At 53.9% G+C, this 18,920-nt stretch carries 18 protein-coding genes; 4 read left to right on the top strand and 14 right to left on the bottom strand.

What is annotated here, in order from left to right:
- Positions 1-53: 53 nt before the first annotated feature.
- Positions 54-1,562 (bottom strand): hypothetical protein, encoded by a 1,509-nt coding sequence (locus AABC73_RS13715; RefSeq protein WP_341524043.1) that lies wholly within the window; start codon positions 1,560-1,562, stop codon positions 54-56.
- Complete coding sequence (locus AABC73_RS13720) at positions 1,555-2,544, bottom strand: hypothetical protein (RefSeq protein WP_341524044.1); 990 nt, start codon at positions 2,542-2,544, stop codon at positions 1,555-1,557. Before AABC73_RS13720 ends, AABC73_RS13715 begins: the two co-directional genes overlap by 8 nt.
- A gap of 147 nt (positions 2,545-2,691) precedes the next feature.
- On the opposite strand from AABC73_RS13720, the gene AABC73_RS13725 reads away from it, so the two are divergent.
- From AABC73_RS13725 to AABC73_RS13735, 3 genes are all read left to right on the top strand, one after another.
- The gene (locus tag AABC73_RS13725; protein ID WP_341521921.1) at positions 2,692-3,048 is read left to right on the top strand and encodes a transposase; all 357 of its coding nucleotides are present in this window, start codon (positions 2,692-2,694) and stop codon (positions 3,046-3,048) included.
- Positions 3,045-3,380: an IS66 family insertion sequence element accessory protein TnpB gene (tnpB, locus tag AABC73_RS13730; RefSeq protein ID WP_341521920.1), complete on the top strand. Its 336-nt coding sequence runs from the start codon at positions 3,045-3,047 to the stop codon at positions 3,378-3,380. The genes AABC73_RS13725 and tnpB (AABC73_RS13730) overlap by 4 nt, the downstream gene beginning before the upstream one ends.
- Positions 3,381-3,442: 62 nt before the next feature.
- Positions 3,443-4,969, top strand: coding sequence for an IS66 family transposase (locus tag AABC73_RS13735; protein WP_341521919.1), 1,527 nt, complete (start codon positions 3,443-3,445; stop codon positions 4,967-4,969).
- A gap of 27 nt (positions 4,970-4,996) precedes the next feature.
- Here AABC73_RS13735 and AABC73_RS13740 read toward each other — a convergent pair whose 3' ends face one another.
- The 5 genes from AABC73_RS13740 to AABC73_RS13760 all read right to left on the bottom strand — a co-directional run bounded on the left by AABC73_RS13740 (position 4,997) and on the right by AABC73_RS13760 (position 10,195).
- Positions 4,997-6,865 (bottom strand): hypothetical protein, encoded by a 1,869-nt coding sequence (locus tag AABC73_RS13740; RefSeq protein WP_341524045.1) that lies wholly within the window; start codon positions 6,863-6,865, stop codon positions 4,997-4,999.
- A 70-nt stretch (positions 6,866-6,935) separates the two neighbouring features.
- Positions 6,936-7,616, bottom strand: a complete 681-nt coding sequence (locus tag AABC73_RS13745; RefSeq protein ID WP_341524046.1) for a hypothetical protein — start codon at positions 7,614-7,616, stop codon at positions 6,936-6,938.
- A 290-nt stretch (positions 7,617-7,906) separates the two neighbouring features.
- On the bottom strand, positions 7,907-9,475 hold the full coding sequence (locus AABC73_RS13750) for an IS66 family transposase (protein ID WP_341521454.1): 1,569 nt from the start codon (positions 9,473-9,475) through the stop codon (positions 7,907-7,909).
- Positions 9,476-9,536: 61 nt separating this feature from the next.
- On the bottom strand, positions 9,537-9,872 hold the full coding sequence (gene tnpB, locus AABC73_RS13755) for an IS66 family insertion sequence element accessory protein TnpB (RefSeq protein ID WP_230000024.1): 336 nt from the start codon (positions 9,870-9,872) through the stop codon (positions 9,537-9,539).
- On the bottom strand, positions 9,869-10,195 hold the full coding sequence (locus AABC73_RS13760) for a transposase (protein WP_230000022.1): 327 nt from the start codon (positions 10,193-10,195) through the stop codon (positions 9,869-9,871). Before AABC73_RS13760 ends, tnpB (AABC73_RS13755) begins: the two co-directional genes overlap by 4 nt.
- A 1,024-nt stretch (positions 10,196-11,219) precedes the next feature.
- Between AABC73_RS13760 and AABC73_RS13765 the strand changes: the two genes are divergently transcribed.
- Positions 11,220-11,858, top strand: coding sequence for a hypothetical protein (locus tag AABC73_RS13765; RefSeq protein ID WP_341524047.1), 639 nt, complete (start codon positions 11,220-11,222; stop codon positions 11,856-11,858).
- A gap of 96 nt (positions 11,859-11,954) precedes the next feature.
- Here AABC73_RS13765 and AABC73_RS13770 read toward each other — a convergent pair whose 3' ends face one another.
- The 7 genes from AABC73_RS13770 to AABC73_RS13800 all read right to left on the bottom strand — a co-directional run bounded on the left by AABC73_RS13770 (position 11,955) and on the right by AABC73_RS13800 (position 18,868).
- Complete coding sequence (locus tag AABC73_RS13770; RefSeq protein ID WP_341524048.1) at positions 11,955-13,307, bottom strand: hypothetical protein; 1,353 nt, start codon at positions 13,305-13,307, stop codon at positions 11,955-11,957.
- A 236-nt stretch (positions 13,308-13,543) separates the two neighbouring features.
- Complete coding sequence (locus AABC73_RS13775; protein WP_341524049.1) at positions 13,544-14,845, bottom strand: MSMEG_0569 family flavin-dependent oxidoreductase; 1,302 nt, start codon at positions 14,843-14,845, stop codon at positions 13,544-13,546.
- A gap of 49 nt (positions 14,846-14,894) precedes the next feature.
- Positions 14,895-15,230: an MSMEG_0570 family nitrogen starvation response protein gene (locus AABC73_RS13780; protein ID WP_341524050.1), complete on the bottom strand. Its 336-nt coding sequence runs from the start codon at positions 15,228-15,230 to the stop codon at positions 14,895-14,897.
- A gap of 1 nt (position 15,231) precedes the next feature.
- Complete coding sequence (locus tag AABC73_RS13785; protein ID WP_341524051.1) at positions 15,232-16,254, bottom strand: sll0787 family AIR synthase-like protein; 1,023 nt, start codon at positions 16,252-16,254, stop codon at positions 15,232-15,234.
- Entirely contained in the window at positions 16,247-16,807 is a 561-nt protein-coding gene (locus tag AABC73_RS13790; protein ID WP_341524052.1) for an MSMEG_0567/Sll0786 family nitrogen starvation N-acetyltransferase, read from the bottom strand. Before AABC73_RS13790 ends, AABC73_RS13785 begins: the two co-directional genes overlap by 8 nt.
- Before the next feature lie 14 nt (positions 16,808-16,821).
- Entirely contained in the window at positions 16,822-17,904 is a 1,083-nt protein-coding gene (locus AABC73_RS13795) for an MSMEG_0568 family radical SAM protein (RefSeq protein WP_341524053.1), read from the bottom strand.
- Positions 17,891-18,868: a Nit6803 family nitrilase gene (locus tag AABC73_RS13800; protein ID WP_341524054.1), complete on the bottom strand. Its 978-nt coding sequence runs from the start codon at positions 18,866-18,868 to the stop codon at positions 17,891-17,893. Before AABC73_RS13800 ends, AABC73_RS13795 begins: the two co-directional genes overlap by 14 nt.
- Positions 18,869-18,920: the final 52 nt, after the last annotated feature.

Consider the following 18,920-nt stretch of genomic DNA (forward strand, 5'->3'; position numbering starts at 1 on the left):
ATGGTGCCTCAAGCTCAGAGGAAACATTCACCAAGCATGTGGGGTTTAATAACTCACAAATAAATGTAGTTTCTGTTAATTTTAAAATTTTGTGGACTAAGAAATTTCAAAACCAAACCGGGCTCAGGGTAGAATCGTTCAGCTACGTCATCCACGAGATTTTGTGGAATATATTCCGAAGTGCCGGATTTGCACTCACATCGCCGGATCGTCAAAGCTTCTAAATGAGAAGCAGATACAAAGTAAGCACCATACTCTCCGGAATCTAAAGCCGAACAAGTCCATGGGATATCTTTATACGTATGAGAAAAATTCGAGTTAAGAGTTTGATCCAAGGGTAGATTGTGGAATTTCACAACGGTCTCACAGGTGCGCTCCGCACCTATCAAAAGAGCACCCCAAACGCTATAAAACCCGACCAATTGATCGTTAAGAATGTTTTTGAATGTTGCCAGCGGGCAATGGTCACGACTTCCAGACGCCCAATATGTACATCTGTCTTGTCCGGTCGCCATCGCCATATTTCTGGTTGATAGCGCATTCATCAGCCAACAGACATAAGCCAACGAGGCGCAGCAACTTCTCTCAAACTGCAAGTTCATACGCTGATGGAGGGTGAGTTCGATGAAAGAACGATAACATTTTTTATGTTTCGACACATAGGTCTTCCAAATATACCTCCTAAGTGATTTTACGCAGCGAATTTGATCGGTTTTTGATATAGATACGACACCCATGCACTGCATGTCGTATAATCTGTCACTCCTCCGATCTGCACCCCAGTAACCTAAAACTCCTCCTTCTCGCTCATATGAGTATTCAAGACTGAGCCTCGTAACAGGGAAGCTCAGATGAGCTTTAAATGGCATTGGGATAGCAGTTTTATTCTCCAGATACTGCAATATCATGTCATCAAGATTGTTTTGCACTTGTCGTGATTCAGTCCAGCGGAATATATCGTCCCCAACCAATTCCGCCGAAGCAGCCAACCATCTCATAAATTCACGATGCCAAGACCACATCTTTTGGTATATAGGTGCTGAAAGATCGGGGGCAACAAGCCGCCCAGCGAGCAGTAATATGTGTTCACAAAAATGAGCGGGGTCTGACGGAAAGCTTCGAGCATATTGCGAAGGAAGATGAAGGCTACTCAATAATTCGTAGCACTTGGAACAGCCGACCAGTTTATCTCCGTGCCATGGACAGGATTCGATTTTCATAAGGCAAAATACAGAAGAGTGGTAACCAATCTTGATACAGCTAGGACAATGCAATATTTGAGGCCCCGTATAATGAAGATGGTTTCTAGGGATCAACCCAAGAAAACTGTCATCCAAAGCGCCACGCTGGAAACCAAGCGTATCTTCCAGCTTTCCTTGGTCTATAGCGCCTTTTGCCCACCAACTAAAATTACGAGAATCTCCCATTTCAGGATTTTTAATTAAATCGATCACCTGGCGTCCGCTTACCTTATTTATAAGCATCACCTTAATCAATATAAGCCAAATAGATTCGAAAGGTGCCAAGCGTCTTATAAATGATAAAATTTGGCGATTATTCATGATCTAGGCCACTTGGCGGCTTTGCACCCATCAGCGCAGCGAATTGACTCATTTCAGAACTCGCGATTGCACTTTTAATATCTTTTTCATCAAATTTAAAACCGTCCACGTCCTTCAGCCTTGCGCCGACGAGTAGGTATGACATTGTCAGGAAGATATGCTCAGTGGGTATTGTCTGTGCACCCGCTGCTACCACGCAATTCATGGAATGCTTATAGATTTCATCTGCCACTGACATCAGCCTGAAGCCTGCATGAAATGCATTGGGCAAAAAAAATTCAGTAAAACTGCATTTGCTGCCATACGGATAAGCAGATCCCTCGTCGAAATACGCTAAAATAGAACTAAGCCACTCAACACTTCCGCAGCCAACAAAGTCGATTTTTCGACCTAAAAATCTTGCCAGTATCGCCATATGCTTTCCGGCATGCAGCGAGTTCCGAACAGCTTCGATTTCAGTTTGTGCAAAGCCAACTGTTGTGAGCTTTAAGCCTCGCGTACTCAGAATATTTTGTAGGACTTGCAGATGCTGATAGTCTCTGTAATCTAGAGCCTGCATCTCATCAAGCACCAGTATGAAATGAGTACTTCCAAGACTCGCAAGCTCGCAGATGATGTGATCAATCACGGCATCTCGAATGCCGCTCAATTTAGTCCTAGGCTTAACTACCAAACCAATTGCTTTAACCATAGACTGAATGATACTGTCTTCGCGGGCAATATCAGCAGTGACAAATTTGACATATCTATTGGGGAAATCTTTACGCAAGATTTCCACCGTCGCGGTTGCGCATTGAGTTTTCCCCATCCGGGGTACTGACTGAAAATAGACGCTAGGCATGCTCAACCAAACTTGCTCGCGAACCTGTTTGTAAGCCCACTCAATCGTTGGAGTTAAGACAAAATAGCTTCGGAGCACAATAGGATGACCCTCCAGTAGCTGATCGCGCATGGGTGTTATTTTGGGATCAAAATCAAGCACTGGACGCCCTCCATCTACTTAAATAAATTCCTGATATTTAGCGCTGTTTCTGGAACAACCGAGTCGTAAGACTTTGTTGGGTAACCGTCCGGCGAAGTCACCTACCCGATCCCTGTAATAAGGGCGATGTTCTCCACTTAAAAATACGTGGACACCATCGCCCTTATCATCAGGATTGCCATGCGCCAGAGAACTTCTTACCCCAAGCCCTTTAAAGCTCAGATCGTCCAGGAATGCCTGCAACCTGGCATGTCGATGGCCAGCGTAGCGCTGCGCCACGGCATCAACGCCAATCTGGTTCGCAAATGGATACCTCTTTATCGTGATTGTGAGGCGGCAACGTTGCCCGCTTTTGTTCCGATAAAACTACCATCCCCACCACAGGCCGATCTGCAAATGTCCGTCAGTATCGACGTTCCGTTCGGCCATCAAAACCTCATCGTGAAGTGGCCACTGGCCGATCCCGACGGGTGCGCCCGTTTTATCCGTGGTCTCACTCAATGATCCGCATCGACGCCATCTGGCTCGCCACCGAGCCCATGGATATGCGCGCCGGCACCGAGACCGCCTTGGCCAGAGTTATCACGGTGTTCGGTGCGGCGAAGCCGCACTGCGCTTATATCTTTGCCAATCGACGGGCCAACCGAATGAAAGTACTGGTGCACGACGGGATTGGTGTCTGGCTGGCGGCACGCCGGTTGAACCAAGGTAAATTCCACTGGCCAGGCATTCGACAAGGTAGCGAGCTGGAACTGGATGCCGAGCAACTTCAGGCCCTAGTACTTGGTCTGCCTTGGCAGCGCGTTGGCGCTGGCGCTGCAATAACGATCCTTTAAAAAGGCTGTATTAACGTCTGAGCCTGCTGCCGCAGGCGGTCTGCTTTAGTAAAATCCACGGCATGACTTCCTTGCCCAACCTCGACCAAATGACCCCCGACCAGCTGCGCGCTCTCGCTGCGCAGTTGCTGTCGAAGGTCGACACCATGGGCAGAAAGAGCCACCGCGATGACACCATCATCGAGCAGTTGACCCACGAGATCGCACTCCTCAAGCGGCACCGGTTTGCCAAGCGCAGCGAGCAGATCAGTCCTGAGCAAGGCAGCTTGCTCGACGATCTGCTTAACATCGATCTTGAGGCTATCGACGCCGAGCTGACGGCACTGCTTCCGGCTCCAGTTCCAGCAGAGGCGCGCCAAAAGCCGAAGCGCGCGCCGTTGCCGCCACAGTTTCCACGCACCGTCATTCATCATGAGCCAGAAAACACTCAGTGCTCCTGCGGTTGCCAGCTCCAGCGCATCGGCGAGGACGTCAGCGAGAAGCTCGATTACACGCCAGGCGTGTTCACCGTCGAACAACACGTGCGTGGAAAGTGGGCCTGCCGTCAGTGCGAAACACTGATCCAGGCGCCGGTACCGGCCCAGGTGATCGACAAGGGCATCCCAACCGCAGGCCTGCTGGCTCACGTGATGGTGGCAAAGTTTGCTGACCACTTGCCGCTGTATCGGCAGGAGAAAATTTTCGGGCGCGCCGGTCTAGCGATCCCGCGCTCGACACTGGCGCAATGGGTTGGGCAGACCGGTGTGCAGCTTCAACCGTTGGTTGATGCCTTGCGAGAAGCTGTCTTGGCACAGCGAGTCGTGCATGCCGACGAGACGCCGGTGCAAATGCTTGCGCCCGGACAGAAGAAAACTCACCGTGCTTATGTCTGGGCTTACTGCACCACACCGTTCTCGGCAATTAAAGCTGTGGTTTATGACTTCAGCCCGAGCCGGGCCGGTGAGCATGCGCGTAACTTCCTCGGCACGTGGAACGGCAAGCTGGTGTGCGATGACTTTGCTGGCTACAAAGCAGGCTTCGAGAAGGGCATGACCGAAATCGGCTGCATGGCCCACGCCCGCCGTAAGTTTTTCGATCTGCACGTGGCCAATAAAAGCCAGTTGGCAGAGCAGGCGCTGCACTCGATTGGCGGCTTGTACGAGGTAGAACGCCAAGCGCGAGACATGAGTGACGAGGATCGTTGGCGAATCCGGCAAGAAAAAGCAGCACCATTGGCGAAAGCACTGCACGACTGGATGTTGACCCAGCGCGATCTTGTGCCTAACGGCTCAGCAACAGCCAAAGCCCTGGATTACAGCCTTAAACGCTGGGTAGCGCTGACGCGCTACCTGGAAGATGGGTCTGTACCCATAGACAACAACGCAGTCGAAAACCAGATTCGGCCGTGGGCACTTGGGCGTTCCAACTGGTTGTTTGCCGGGTCGCTTCGCAGCGGCAAGCGGGCGGCGGCGATCATGAGCTTGATCCAATCGGCGCGCATGAATGGGCACGATCCATATGCCTATCTTAAAGATGTGCTGGCGCGGTTGCCGACGCAGCGAGCGAGTGAGATTGAGCAACTGCTGCCGCATCGGTGGGTATCTGCCTAAGTCGTGCAAGGTGACTTCGGCGGACGCTTACTTTGTTGGATCTGGAAGTGGCTGCGCGCTAGACTTTTTAGGGCCTGCCAGTGCCGGCTTCGAGGGAGGGTGTGGCTCACCCGACTCATGCAGTGCCTTTTTATAGGCGGAGGCAGCCCCTGCATTCATTCGGTCTTTAGGCGTTTCTATAATTTCTTCTTGGGACGCATGGAGTGACTGCGCTTTTTTCGCCTGATACTCCAGGAATGCTACGACAGGATCGTCTGAGTGTGCCAAGATAAGGAGACGAGCTCGTACCAGTTTATTGATAGCCTTTCTGGTGCGACGAGTGTGTTTGGTCTTTTCCCACCCACCCGTGGCGGTCAATGTCCCAAGTGGTGATCCATCTTGCAGAAATGCTTCAACAGATCTCATATCGCTCTCATCGATTTCGACGGTTAGAGTTTCACCTATGAGCCAGGCTGAATGCGAAAGGAGTTCACTTTTATACCTAACCCGATCGATTTGAATGTACCCCCTAACCCCCCTGCTCGGATAGCCGACGACCTTCACTCGTGCAACCGTCTTTTTGAATGCTATTGATGGGAGGACTGTTGCAATAGGGCTTCGAGGGATGTAGCTACCATTATCGCGCCCCAGATACTGGCCAATCATATCTAATGGACTCAACCCTCCTTTGCCTTCAGAAGGTAGGCCGTTCGCCACTGCGTGATGGTGATACAACAATTCCTCAACTTCGTCTGCTTCGATCCGGTACACAGCTGCAGCCTTGATACCCGCCGCACCCTCGCCAGGTTTTGAACTGGCGCGATTGGGCATCCGCGTCATAGCAGCAGCCACTTCTCTGAACGCACGCTCAACATTGGGCCTGCGTTCAAATTTTGCCGGCGCACCATAGCATAATGAAACCCCGAGCAGCTTCCTAAGTTCGGATGAGACAACGCTCGCTTGATGCGCTAACGCATTGTCAAAAAATATACAGCTAGGCAAAGAGCCTACCAAAGCTTGGAATTTCTCGGTGGGGTAGCCGGCTCTGTCGGGAAGGGTTAGATTTAAATTGTTAGTGCGTGGTTTCGGTAGCACACTCCTCAAGGACTCTGTAACGATATCAACAATATCTTGAGAGTTAACCTCTGGGCTGTATACCACCTTCATCCACCATGCGGCAGAGGTTGCCTTTTCAACAATCGCGATCAAGTTGATTCTCTTAATTGGCACATATGTCAAAAAACCCGCACTATTTCTCATCCCCACGACGAAATGGGCATCAATTTTATGCGAATCAATTTCAAAAACGTCTAGAAAGCCATCTAGTTTTAGAAAAGAGTCAATGCCACGTCCTACTGCCAATTGCGCAATCGCCTCGGTACTTCCTGATATCATCGTGAAGGCGTCAAAATATCGGAGCTTAATCGCCTTCAGAAAATTTGCCACAGTTCGATAGCCCTGATATTCCATATTCAGTGGCCACTCATTCTTAGAATGTCCTTCTGCTTCTAAAAAATCATGAAAATGCGAGAATAAGGCCTTGGCTTTCATATTTATTTCTTTTGGCGCTTTCTTTGATTTCCTAGGTATTACTTTGTCTATCAAATACTGCTCTAGATTAGGGTATTGCCTAAAGAGTGCCCTGAGAGCACCTGCATAGCCTCCACGACCCGATTCGCCAGGATTTTTCATGGGAGCTACTCTCTCGTAGGTAGCTATCCTGAAACGTGGGATCAGAGCGGTATAACCCGCCACCATTCCGTTCGAACATACTGACATGCAACGCTTCGTGAAGCGGCGCAGATCCGAAGATGGGATGGTGGTTTTTTTAAAGATATCATCCAGCGGCGCACCATCAACATACATATCAACCGCTAATTTTCTCGCTTCAAAAATTTCCCTATCTGATTCACTCATCAGACTCGTATGGACGTCACTCCAGGGCCGAGTGGCTTCCATTGCGGTGATAATTTCTCGACGAGATCGTCTAGCTTTCACTTAGCGACCACCATGTTGAGCGCCCAAAATCAAACATACTTAAGTTTGTTTGCTTAATGACCCCTTGAAAAATAAACTTAGCAACAATTCCGACCACTATCATTTCATCACTCATGGAAGTACTGGCGATTATTTCCTGAATATCACCACTTTTAAGTATCTTGAGCGTATTTAAGACAATTTCTTCCTCGGACGGCCATTTCTTGTAGCGCATCTGGGCTACAAAGGGCAGAAGTCTGAGCAATCTTGCTGAATATTTTGCCCGAGTGACAAGGTAGTCTTCGGTGATCGCTCGATATGTTATTTTTCGGACGCTGCCGTCTTCAAGGCTAAATTTCGCAGAGAAAGCATCTACATGTCCAGCCTTCGAGGTTATATGGTGTATTTCCTCATACCCCGTATCGAAAATAACCTGGATGGCGTCAATCGACTTGAAATTTTCCTTAGGGTCATTTACTTGAATTTTAATATTATAGCCAAACCTGAACGATTTTACATTTCTATTAGACTCCAGATCAGCCAGCCAATAGAGCAACTCATTATTGCTAGCCAGTGATAAATCTCGATTAAGTTTGACGCTATAGCAAAGCCAAAGGTTATTTGTGGTATTAGTTCGCTGCCCGTGTGCAGCTGCTAATCGCCCCCTCATTTTACCTTTAAGTGATGGCATGGAAAGCACCTATATCAATACCGCTTTCTCTCATCTATCGCACATGATAGCTGTAACTTCAAGGGGTTTTGAGAGGGGGCTATCCGCTAGATCAGACGTATCTATACGCTTCTATGTTTTTATACGGTCTTATTTTCGTATGTATACGTAGTTTTTTTTGTGCTGTATACGTCACAATATTGAGAACGCAGCTTTACCTGCAACCAATCCTGACAAAAGCCTTGGATGTGGCGCTTCTTGGCTAGAAAGAGCGTTAGTACGTATGCGTCCGGGCATCACGCCTTGCGTGATTAGGCCGGCTGCCACCTATGCGGCAGCAACTGATCAATTTCACTCGCTCGCTGCGTTGGTAGGCGCGTAAGGACATCCTTCAGATATGCGTACGGATCATGGCCATTGAGCCGCGCAGACTGGATCAAACTCATAATCGCCGCCGCCCGTTTGCCGCTGCGCAGCGAACCTGCAAAGAGCCAGTTTTTGCGACCCAACGCCCACGGTCGGATTTGGTTCTCGCACCAATTATTGTCAATGGGTACGGCCCCGTCATCGAGGTAGCGCGACAACGCTGCCCAGCGTTTCAGGCTGTAATCCAGTGCTCTGCTGATGGCTGAGCCTTCAGGCACGAGATCGCGCTGGGCCATCATCCAGGCATGCAGCCTATCCATCACCGGTACGGCTTTTTCTTGCCGTATTCGGCGCCGTAAATCCGGCTCCAGGTCGCGCACTTCACTCTCGATTTCGTAAAGCAACTGGATGTAGCGCAGGGCCTGTTCGGCGAGCGTGCTCTTGTTGGTCGCGTGCAGTTCGAAGAACTTGCGCCGCGCATGGGCCATGCAACCGATCTCGGTCACGCCGAGTGCGAAGCTGGCCTTGTAGCCGCCAAAATCATCACAGACCAGTTTACCCTTCCAGTCTTGCAGGAAGTTGCGAGCATGTTCACCAGCGCGGCTGGGGCTGAAGTCATAAACAACAGCTGCTGTTTCGCAGAACTGGCTGGTGGCGTAGGCCCAAACATAGGAGCGGTGAGTCTTCTTCGTTCCCGGCATGAGCATTTGCACCGGTGTTTCATCGGCATGAACAACCTGTTGCCCTAGCACTACGTCGCGCAGTGCATCGACCAGAGGTTGCAGCTGCACCCCAGTCACACCCACCCATTGAGCCAAAGTTGAACGTGGAATCGCCAAGCCGGCACGACCGAAGATCGATTCCTGACGGTAAAGCGGCAGGTGGTCGGCAAACTTGGCGATCATGACGTGGGCCAACAGCCCGGCGGTTGGGATGCCCTTATCAATAATCTGTGCAGGAACCGGTGCCTGAATCAGCGTTTCGCAGTTATCACAGACCCATTTGCCACGGACATGGCGTTCAACGGTAAATACGCCGGGCGTGTAGTCCAGCTTTTCGCTGACGTCCTCACCGATACGCTTGAGTGCGCAGCCACATGGGCAGTGAGTGTTGTCCGGCTCGTGATGGATTAGCGTGCGTGGAAACTCTGCCGGCAAAGCAGTGCGTTTGGGCTTTTGCTTTTTCTCGGTCGGAGCCAGCACTGTTTGCAAGGCTTGAAGCTCTGCTTCAATCGCCGCGATATCGGTATCGATCAGGTCATCGAGCAAGCTGGCCTGTTCAGGATTCATCTGCTCGCTACGCTTGGCAAACTTCAAACGCTTGAGTTGTGCGATCTCGTGGGTGAGCTTCTCGATAACCGTTTGATCGCGGTTGATCTTCTTGCCCATCGTCTCAACCGTCTTACCCAGTGTGTCGACTTGATGGTCGAGCGTCTCGACACGCTGTATCAACTGCGCCGCCAAAGCGCGCAGTTGTTCAGGGGTAAGGTGGTCGAGATTGGGGAGCGAAGTCATGGCGCCGATTTTGCCAGAGCAAGCAGTTCGCGGCGATAGACCGATAGGCTAATGGCAGCCGTTAAAGCAGTGTGATCGAGCCGCCGGAGCCTACGCGTTGCCATGGCAGGCCCAGTACTAAAGCCTGAAGTTGCTCGGGAGCCAACTCCAGTTCAGAGCCTTGGCGAATACCTGGCCAGTGGAACTTGCCTTGGTTCAACCGGCGCGCCGCCAGCCATATTCCGAAGCCGTCATGCACCAGCACTTTCATGCGATTGGCGCGGCGGTTGGCGAACAGATAAGCACAGTGCGGCTTCGCCGCACCGAACACCGAGATCACCCTGGCCAATGCCGTCTCGGTACCGGCGCGCATGTCCATCGGCTCGGTGGCGAGCCAGATGGCATCGATGCGGATCAAAGAACAAGCCCTCGGACAAAGCGGGCGCATCCGTCAGGGTCGGAAGTTGGCCATTTCACGATGAGCGATTGCTCGCCAAGCGCCAGCTCAATGATCGCTGACGCTTCGGTCTTATGTTTTGGTTCAACCGGCGCGACTTTCAAAGGAATGAAAGCTGGCAGCGCGACTGCCTGCCGATCACGGTAAAGCGGTATCCACCGGCGAACGACATTGGCATTAATCCCGTGACTCATCGCAATAGCTGCCACGGAAACACCGGGCTGCTCGCACTCTTGAACGACTTGGGTCTTGAAGGATTTCGGGTATGACTTACGTTGGCGCATGACGATCCTGGCATTAAGGGTAATTGCGTCCGCTTAAAATACGCGGACACAATCGCCCTTATTGCTCGGGCTCGGAAGGCGTGTTCCCCGGCCCCTTACGTTAGTACGACCGCTCGTGATAAATAAATCTTGCTTCGGCGTCCTCAGAATCTGATTAGACCCATTTAGAAGTTCTTATTTCTTGACGCCCACGCTCGCCGGCTAGCACAGGAGGTGCATGGCAGCTTATTCTCAATAATCAGACGGACGGTACCCTCTGCCCCCCCCCTTGGGGATCTACGCCCACTCGACTACCGGGTAATTATTTTGCGACACCCAGTATAGGTACATTGGTGTCGAACAACTTTATCTCTTAAGCAAAACCAAAATGTGAGGCAGTCGGCCTATTCCGACCAGCAGCCGCCTATACGGCCCTCTACTCTTCTGTTCCTGGAGCGATTAACTAGAAATTTCTATGGTTCCAATTACTGATACCGGGTGGGGCTGGCCTGCACTTATTCCTTATTGCCTGCGGTAGAGCGAGACTTTTGAAGCTGCATTTTCTGGTATTCGAGAAAAGAGATTTGTTTGACCGAATAACCTGCCTTACGAATATGTCTGCGCTCCCAGCATCTGAGAGCAGGCTCCGAAAATACCGACCAACTGCCACTGTTGGTGTAGCTATCGGATGCGTCAGCGCCGCTGGATTTGTGCACTGACGTACATAGCGCGGCTTCGCCCAGCAAGGGCTCTGATTCTCGATCTTGGGCAGTTGTGCGCCAATACCGTGCATAAAACTTCATCTCCGCTGCATGCCTTAAAGCATTATTACTTCAACTGTATGCCTTAGATTAGAATTACTTCACGTTCTAGTGAACTAAATGCTTCGCCAAACCTGAGACTGGTTCTAGTTTATGGGTTGTAGATAATTGATTTGGATGGAAAGTGTTCAGCGGAATTTTAGGGTAAAATTTACTTCAGAGCACTTCTGTCGTCTAGCAAATCCCATGCGCCTTAGGCGCAAGACGACAACGAGGACGCAGACATGTCGCTACACACCTACTCCGTTAATGATTTGCTCAACTCCACAGAGCGTACTCAGGTGCTTTACAAGCTGGCTGCCGGGGCGAGCGTGATAGTAGGCACCATTGCTTCGATATTCGCCTGGATCACCGAGTATTGGGGTGCATCGATAGCTTTATCGGCTCCGGCGGCCGTTGTGATTTATCTGTTTCTGGTCAGGAGGGTTGAGCTCGATCTCTGGAAAAATGACCAGGCTCGCCTGTTATTGGGGATTTCCCTGCCTAACATCAATGGTCGTTGGAAAGGTACCGCTCAAAGACGAAATCGCAATGGGAACCCCCTTCAGGATTCCAATGAGGGAGAAATGTATATCTTCCAGACTTGGTCGACACTGGGCGTGGAGTTTGAGACCGAATTCACCATTTCCCACAGCACCGGGGGCTTCCTGACCCAAGGCGGACACTATCTGATACTGACAATCGAGTACCAGGCTGATCTGCGCGATCCGTACAAAGACAATGCGGAGGTTCAGGCTCACAAAGGAATATCCAAATTTAAAATCCCCATGAAGGAGGATGGCGAATTTGATTTATCCAGGATTGAAGTCCCCTACTACACCGACCATAGAGAAAGCGGGATGATAAAGCTTGCGCAATTTTAGAAGCAGAAAACCCCCGCCGAAGTGGCTTGATTGATTAGCCGCTTGACCGGGCAATTGCCCCCAATTGCCCGGCCGATTTCACCTTTGGCGACCCTATCATTGCCTTTTGGTCTCTATGAAATGCCGGTCATTTTCAGGAAGAGCCGATAGCAGAATCATCTGCTTGAGGAATTCAATGATTTGCGGCTCGCCGATATCGTTGTGGTCCTTGATCAAGTCACCGCTCACGCTCACGTTCATATAGGGATTTCGATCTCCCAACTGGGTGCGTTCTAGAGTCAGGCCGGCAATCGTTAACCGTGTACTCGGTTGCCCACCAGCTGCCCAGGCTTTCACGAGTGGTTGTGTATCGGGTTTGCCAGGCGCTGCCTTGTATAACTCATGGGTGATGTAGGGCTGGTAATGCCCGACCGTTGTGAGGTTCTTCTCGTCCCAACCATCTCTCTCGAACACCGTGTTAAAGCGTCGGCCCAAGGGGAACAATACTCCGGTGGCATCGTCCGCCTTGGAGGTGAGTATCACTTCTACTGGCAACTGCTGCGCGGGGAACCAGGTGCGGTGGGAAGCGATATCGTGCAAGCCTGAGTAGCGCTGGGCTTCGAACGCCGGATTTATCAGCACCACCAGGTTGCCGAAGCCCTCCACGTCAAGCTGACAGCCGTAGTCACCCCCTTTGGTGCGTATGGCACGATCCTCGAGGATCTGCCCAATGGATGACTGCACCACCAGCCCGCCAAAGCTGTGGCCGATGACAACCAGTTTGGTTTGACTGGTTACGTCCTGTCCTGCGGCGATAACTTTTCCGCAGCGGTTTTCATCAGTTGACTGGGTGCTCCCGGCGCTGCTCTGACTCTTGGCTTCGAATGCAGCATCGCGGGCCTTGCTGTCCTGGGTACGCTTGATTAGCTCTATTCGGCTGAGCAGTTCAGTGACTTCCCCGTGGCCCACCTTCTCAGCAGTATTCTTGCGATCCCAGAATGTCACGTTGTTAATCGGACCTAGCGCCAGAGAATCACCACGCCAGCCGACATAAACGCCAGCGACCTCCCGGGCAGGTCGCCCAGAGGCCGCCTCTGCCATAGCTACGCTAGCCAGCACGGTACGGAACGTGTTGATATTGCCATCGCCCTCCTCTGCCGAGTGGTGCCAGCCATGGACGAAAACCACTATCAGTAAGTCCTTGGCAGCGGCCTCAGTATTCAGGTGATTGATTACGGCCTCCATCCCCTGACGCTGCCATAGATCGCCCTGATCGTTGAACTCGACGAAGCCAAGAAAATAGTCGCCTGGAGAGGTGCTCGTGCCGGCGTGCCATTGCAGAATTGCGTTCGAGCAATCTGCCTTATTTGTTTCGCACAAAGTGTTTTGGGTTCGGTACGGCGCATACGGTGCACAGGCCCCAAGGACCATGACCAGGCACAGAGAGGCAGCAACGGCGATAGGCTTCATGGGCAGCTCCGATGTCAGCGGCAATACTGAAGAACAAGCACAGGCTCCCGAAGGCACCGTCGTATTCGGCCAGTCTTGCCAAAAGCGACCAGTCATCAGTTGGATATGTTCAGGAGCCAGTAACGCTCAATTCCTCAGGCACTCGCCATCTCCATTGCTTGGCTTTGGATTCAACGATAGAAGCAACAGAAGCCCGGGGTTAGTGTTTTTCGCGATATACCGGGGCCAGATCAGGATTAATTGAGCACTCGCCTTGAATGGATAGCCGGACTCTGGTGATGCAAAGCACCGAGATGCTCCACCAGATACCGCGCATCTTGTGCCACTCCCGAAAAACGCCCCGAGCCCCAGGTGTACAGCCATGGCAATCCAAGAAAGTACAAGCCTGCCTGCGAGGTAATTCCGCGTTGGTGCCCGGGATGGCCGCGACCGTTGAAAACTGGCGCCTCGACCCAGGTAAAGTCCGGGCTGAAGCCGATGCACCAGATGATGCTGGTGATTCCCTCGTCAATCAGGTCCAGTTCGCTGCGCACCTGCTCTGGCACCCAGGTTGGCTGATAACGCTCACCGGGCGGAACATCAATCGAGTGCTGCTCGATGTACTTGTCGATCGAGCCGTTGATCCGGTTGTAGACCGCATCGGCGCTGTCCAGGCTCTCGGCCAGATTGTTGGCGAACTGAAGCCGCGTGCCTTGCAACCCCTCAAGGCGACCGACCAACTCCATGCCTTCACCAGCGAAATTGCGCAGATCAATGTCGCGCCCACCGTCGCGCCCGGTGACGTAGTGATTGGTGTTGTCGCGCACGCCTTCACGCAGCGGATGCGTGTCGACGCCAATCTCGTAGTAACCCATTTCAGCGAGCCAATCGACCACGTCCTTGCCACGGTAGAAGCGTGCACAACGCGGCGCATCACCCACGGCCAGATAGACCTTGCGCCCGGCCAGGTGCAAATCTTCAGCGATTTGCGCACCCGATTGGCCGGAGCCGACGACCAGTACATTGCCCGCGGGCAACGCCTGCGGATTGCGGTATTGCTCGGAATGAAACTGGTGAACACCCGCTGGCAAACGTTCCGCCAGACGCGGGATGATCGGCGTGTGATAACCGCCCGACGCGACAATCACCTGATCGGCGCTGAACTCGCCTTGCGAGGTGTGCACCTCGAAACCACCTGCTGCGCGAGGGATTACCCGTTGCACGGCGACGCCTTCCCGAACTGGCGCATTGACTGACTGAACGAAGCCGGCCAGGTATTGGTTGATCTCGTCCTTCTTCATGAAGCCGTGCGGGTCGGTGCCCTTGAATTCATCGGTGTAGCTGTAGCCCGGCAACGCGCACTGCCAGTTGGGGGTTACCAGACTGAAGGCGTCCCAGCGCTGATTACGCCAGGTGTGGGTCACGCTGTGTTTCTCCAACACCAGATGATCAATCCCGTGCTGTTGCAGGTAATAGCTGGCGGATAACCCGGCCTGGCCGCCGCCGACGACGATCACGCTGTGGTGTGATGGTTTGATTGAAGTGAGGTGGCTAGTCATACGCAGCTCCGGTCATCGAGGTCAAAAACGTTAAAGAAAAATCAGGCACTCAGAATGAACTCCAGCCCGCACCGATCACCTGCCCGGCGCCTTCGGTTCGCATGCTGAGAATTTCTACCTGTCCGGCAGCAACGTCCGGCTCGACCAGATAGCTGGCCTGCCCCTTGAGCGAACTCAAGGTGTCCATGGCGGAGATGCAATAGAATCCCTTGACCTCCTTGACCCGTTCCGAGGCGTTGTTCAACGCGCTTTCAACGCGTTGCAGAAAGTCCGTCAGCGGGTAGCTGGCGCCCTCCTCCAGGTATTGATAAATCACCGTCGAAGGTGAATAATCGGTCGCTTCCTTGCCATTGGGCCAGCGAATTTTGAAATTGACGGCGGGCATGTCAGTGCTCCTGTTGATCAAGGTTTAAAGGGGTCAAATCAAGATGGGGGTAGCTGAAGCCGGTAAACGCCTGCTGATGCAGGTCCCAGAATTCGCCGCACTGGTCGCAGAGCTGGACGTTCAACGCGCCGCTGGCATCCACCTCGCCGATGCGCTCACAACGCACGCCTTCGAAGGCAAATGCGGCCTGCACGAGCGCCCAGTCACACTTATCCAGCGTCATCAAAAAGCCGTAGCTGGGGAACACCTGGAGCCAGCGCGCGAGGTCGACATCCGGCGGACATGGCATCGCCGCCAAGTCGATGGTCGCACCGCAGCCAGTGGTTTCCAGCAGCATCAATAGACTGCCAAGCACGCCGGCGTTGCTGATGTCCTTGGCCGCCCGCAGCAATCGGGCTTCGGCCAGGCGCGGCAGTACGTCGAGCTTGCTGCGCAGGCGTTCGGCCGATACACCTTCAAAGGCTTTCCAATAGGCGCTGTCGCCATGCCATGCGCCTTCAAGGTCCACCGCCATGGCGATCACCTGACCGGGCGCGACATGCAAGGTCGACAACAAGGTTTGTGCAGTGCCGGTAATCGCTACCGCCAGAGCTGTCGGGTTACCGGTCGCGAGGCTGGTGTGCCCACCGGCCAGCAACAAGCCATAGGCTTCACAGGCCGCACGAATACCTGCCAGCAGTTCGTGTGCAGCTGAGTTGTCGTGATGCCAATACGCGTTGACCACCGCCGTCGCACGACCGCCCATGGCGGTGATATCGCTGACGTTGGCCATAACCGCTGACCACCCGGCAAACCACGGCGCCGACTCGACGAACGCCGGCAACATGCCTTCGATGGCCAGCAGCTGAAAATGATCGCCACAGGCAATCGCCGCCGTATCATCGCCGGGCAAGGCGTAAAGCTGCTCGCGGGTCAGTGCTTGTTGTGTGCTGCCGATAACGGCGGCCGGTTGCTGGATCGCCTGTTTCGAACGCATCGCCGGGGTGTTGCGCAAGGTGTCGAGCAGCGCAGTCAGATCATTCATGGCGAGCCACCTTCAGCGCACGCAACGACACCTGGCGCGGCATCAATGGGTAGCTCGGCAGATCCGCCAGCATCAGGCAATGTGGTTGGCCGAGTAATTCAAGGTGTTCGAGGGTTTGCCAATGCAGGCCATGGAAATAGCTTTCGTTCTGCGCCTGCACCGTGGCGCGAAACACTTCGCAACCCAGGTCTTTGGCCCGCGACACCGCTTCGTTGACCAGCGCCCGGCCAATCATGCTGTGCCGCCGATACGCCGGGGCCACACACAAACGCCCGCCGAACCAAAGGCCCGGCTCCGGTTGATAGATGCGCACTGCGCCGACTACCTGATCGGCAATCCCGCAGTTGCCGGCCAGGGCAACGATAGCAATCGCTTGGAAATCATGGCTGTCCTTGTCTTGCACCAGCAGTTGTTGCTCATCGGAGAACACCGCGCGCCGCAGGGCGAAATAGGCCTGTTTCTCCCAGTGTTCGCTGGCGGGCTTGACCAGCAATTCACCCGCACGGAACGGTTCGAACGTGCTGTCGACCAAGGCAAAGGCAAGATTCGGCATGGGAGTTCTCCGGCTTATTCGTAGCTTTTCAGGGCCGAGCACGCGCCGCATTTGGCGCAACCGGCGTTGATCTGATCCGAGTGCAAACCGTGCCGACGCAGGCTCGCACCGATCTGCGGATACAAACGGGCCATCATTGCGCTGTCGGGTTTTGGGTGATGAGCCAATGGTGTGCCGTCGATGGGCACGAAGGGCACCACAAATGGGTACACGCCCAACGCGCATAAACGCTCACTCATCTCGCTGATGGCGGCTTCGCTGTCACCCAGTCCGGCGAGAATGTAGGTGCTGACCTGGCCGCGACCGAACACTTCGACCGCCGCGCTGAAGGCCTCGAAATAGCGACTCAGGGGCACTTCGGCCTTGCCCGGCATGATGCGTTGGCGCACTTGCTCGGTGACGGCTTCCAGGTGCATGCCCAGCGACACCACGCCGCTGTCGGCCAGGCGCTGAAACCAGCGGTCATCGTCCGGCGGCTCGCATTGCGCCTGAATTGGCAGAGCGACCGCAGCCGTCACAGCCGCTGCGGACTCACACAAGATCGCCGCGCCACGGTCCGGGGTTTGCGGCGTGCCGGTGGTCATCACCATGTGCTTGACGCCATCAAGTTCCACTGCTGCTTTTGCTACTTCCGCCAGTTGCTGCGGACGTTTACGGGCGATAGTCTTGCCCGCCGCCAACGATTGGCCGATGGCGCAAAACTGGCAGGAACTGCCGCGATCATTGAAACGAATGCAGTGCTGCAACACCGTTGTCGCGAGTACATCGCTGCTGTGCAGCGTGGCGATTTTCCAGTAAGGAATGCCATCGGCAGTGCTCAACCCGTAGAACTTCGGCACGCCGGGCATCTGCACCTGCCCCACCTGCAAGCCTTCGCGAAAGATCAGCGCCTGGCTGCCATCGGCGCTGGGTTGCGCTCGATAAGGTGAATCCTGCGAAGCCTGATTGAGGATCGGCACCATCATGGTCCGGCTGCCAAAACTCAGCGCCTTGTGGTCCGAGGGCCCCGCGCCGCCTTGCCGGGACAAGCCGTTTTGCGCGGCGGGCCAACGCACGCCATGACATTGCAACTCGGCCAGCAATTCATTGGTTTGCATGATCGAACTCCTCGGTGGCCAGCGCCGTAAAGTGCGCGCCGCGTTCATGCACATGAGCCGTCGGCGTGCGGTCAATCAGCAGGCTGAGCAGTTCCGGGCGGCTGTAATGCCCGACGGAATCCATCATCCGTTTGCGCTTGTCGATCAACGCCAGATCGAGGTCGGCGATCACCACGCCCTCCCCGGAACGCAGCGGCTCGCCGAGCAACTTGCCCTCAGGCGACACGATCGCGGTGAAGCAACCGCCCGAGATCGGCCCGAGACCGCAACCGGTGTCCTGCATAATCTGGCCCTGTTGATCGGCATCCAGCCACGCGGTGGCATTCACCACAAAACAGCCGGACTCCAAAGCGTGATGGCGGATGGTAACTTCGATCTGCTCGGCAAAGACGTCGCCCACCAGTGAGCCGGGAAACATCGCGGCATGAATCTGCTCGCCGTCCGCCATCAAGGCGTAGCGGGCCAGCGGGTTGTAATGCTCCCAGCACGCCAGGGAACCGATGCGTCCGACCGCGCTATCGATGGCGCGCAGGCCCGAACCATCGCCCCGCCCCCAGACCATGCGCTCGTGGTAAGTCGGGGTAATTTTGCGACGATGCTGAATCAAGCTGCCGTCGGCATCGAACAGTAATTGCGCGTTGTAGATCGTGCCGCCATCGCGTTCATTGACGCCGATGGAGACGACCATTGCCGCTTGCTTGCACGCTTCACCAATTGCCAGCGTGGCGGCGGACGGCACGGTAACGGATTGATCAAGCAATTTGAGGTGTTGTGCGCCCATGGCAAATGCGGGCTGCACAAATGAAAAATACGGGTAATAAGGCACCACCGTTTCCGGAAACACGGCGAACTGCACGCCTTGTCGGCCGAGGGCGATGATCTGTTGGCAGACCTTGTCCACGGTGCCTTCGCGGCTGTAAAGCACCGGGCTGATCTGTACGGCGGCTGCGCGAATGATGGCCATGATGGGTCCTGAGGTCAGTAGTGCTCGGAAGATCGATGCGGGTCTGTGGGAG

Source organism: Pseudomonas sp. G.S.17 (assembly GCF_038096165.1).
Taxonomy (GTDB): Bacteria; Pseudomonadota; Gammaproteobacteria; order Pseudomonadales; family Pseudomonadaceae; genus Aquipseudomonas.

What these genes read in the sequence shown, in the direction of transcription:
- AABC73_RS13740 (WP_341524045.1), bottom strand. Translation starts at nt 6,865, where the DNA reads ATGAGTGAATCAGATAGGGAAATTTTTGAAGCGAGAAAATTAGCGGTT.
- AABC73_RS13795 (WP_341524053.1), bottom strand. Translation starts at nt 17,904, where the DNA reads ATGCAAACCAATGAATTGCTGGCCGAGTTGCAATGTCATGGCGTGCGT.
- AABC73_RS13715 (WP_341524043.1), bottom strand. Translation starts at nt 1,562, where the DNA reads ATGAATAATCGCCAAATTTTATCATTTATAAGACGCTTGGCACCTTTC.
- AABC73_RS13735 (WP_341521919.1), top strand. Translation starts at nt 3,443, where the DNA reads ATGACTTCCTTGCCCAACCTCGACCAAATGACCCCCGACCAGCTGCGC.
- AABC73_RS13745 (WP_341524046.1), bottom strand. Translation starts at nt 7,616, where the DNA reads ATGCCATCACTTAAAGGTAAAATGAGGGGGCGATTAGCAGCTGCACAC.
- tnpB (WP_341521920.1), top strand. Translation starts at nt 3,045, where the DNA reads ATGATCCGCATCGACGCCATCTGGCTCGCCACCGAGCCCATGGATATG.
- AABC73_RS13760 (WP_230000022.1), bottom strand. Translation starts at nt 10,195, where the DNA reads ATGCGCCAACGTAAGTCATACCCGAAATCCTTCAAGACCCAAGTCGTT.
- AABC73_RS13765 (WP_341524047.1), top strand. Translation starts at nt 11,220, where the DNA reads ATGTCGCTACACACCTACTCCGTTAATGATTTGCTCAACTCCACAGAG.
- AABC73_RS13775 (WP_341524049.1), bottom strand. Translation starts at nt 14,845, where the DNA reads ATGACTAGCCACCTCACTTCAATCAAACCATCACACCACAGCGTGATC.
- AABC73_RS13770 (WP_341524048.1), bottom strand. Translation starts at nt 13,307, where the DNA reads ATGAAGCCTATCGCCGTTGCTGCCTCTCTGTGCCTGGTCATGGTCCTT.
- AABC73_RS13780 (WP_341524050.1), bottom strand. Translation starts at nt 15,230, where the DNA reads ATGCCCGCCGTCAATTTCAAAATTCGCTGGCCCAATGGCAAGGAAGCG.
- AABC73_RS13785 (WP_341524051.1), bottom strand. Translation starts at nt 16,254, where the DNA reads ATGAATGATCTGACTGCGCTGCTCGACACCTTGCGCAACACCCCGGCG.
- AABC73_RS13800 (WP_341524054.1), bottom strand. Translation starts at nt 18,868, where the DNA reads ATGGCCATCATTCGCGCAGCCGCCGTACAGATCAGCCCGGTGCTTTAC.
- AABC73_RS13750 (WP_341521454.1), bottom strand. Translation starts at nt 9,475, where the DNA reads ATGACTTCGCTCCCCAATCTCGACCACCTTACCCCTGAACAACTGCGC.
- AABC73_RS13790 (WP_341524052.1), bottom strand. Translation starts at nt 16,807, where the DNA reads ATGCCGAATCTTGCCTTTGCCTTGGTCGACAGCACGTTCGAACCGTTC.